The sequence below is a fragment of the Phytoactinopolyspora halophila genome, assembly GCF_003287285.1.
Lineage (GTDB): Bacteria > Actinomycetota > Actinomycetes > Jiangellales > Jiangellaceae > Phytoactinopolyspora_A > Phytoactinopolyspora_A halophila.
On sequence record NZ_QMIG01000072.1, the window covers coordinates 1 to 795 of the forward strand.

1 protein-coding gene is annotated in these 795 nt (G+C 59.6%); it reads right to left on the minus strand.

Annotated features, from left to right (window positions below; translation table 11 throughout):
* The coding region (locus DPM12_RS22685) for a ThuA domain-containing protein (RefSeq protein ID WP_342778825.1) at window positions 1-701 on the minus strand (701 nt) is incomplete at its 3' end.
* Window positions 702-795 lie beyond the last annotated feature (94 nt).

Genomic DNA, 795 nt, shown 5'->3' on the forward strand with positions numbered 1-795 from the left:
CCGGCGGCGGTTTCGATGCCACCCAGAATGTGATCTAAAAACGCCGGCTCGGAAAACGACTCCGCCGTGTGCCCCATGCCCGTATACCAGGCCCGGCCACCATCAAAATCATGACACCACGCAATCGGATGATCGGCGCCCATCGCACCCCCACCCGGGTCATACGACGACTCATCCAACGACGCCAGCACATGCACATCACCACGCGGATTGCCCTGGAAGTTATACCACTCGTCAAACCGCTCCCACACCGGATCCAAATGAGCCGTCGACTCATGCACGGAATCCTCAACCGTCACACTCGCATCCTGATTCTGCGGATGCGAATCAAAATACGCCCCCACCAACTCGCCATACCACGGCCAGTCATACTCCGTATCCGACGCCGCATGAATCCCCGCATACCCACCACCAGACTGGATATACCGCTCAAACGCGCCCTGCTGCTCGGCGTTCAACACGTCACCCGTGGTGGACAACCACACCACCACGTCAAACTGCGCCAAATTCTCATCCGTAAACGCCGACGCATCCTCCGTCGCCGTCACCTCAAAATCATGCTCAACACCCAACTGCTCAATCGCAGCCACACCATCCTCAATCGAGTCATGCCGAAACCCCGCCGTCTTCGAAAACACCAACGCGGAATACCCACCATGACCCTCATGCGCCGCCGCCGGCACCCCCGACACCGACACCACAGCCGCCACCGCCGCCGTCAAACCCAACGGCACCGCCAACACAACCGACACACCACCAGCCACCACACGCTTCAAACAACGCACCACAAACTCC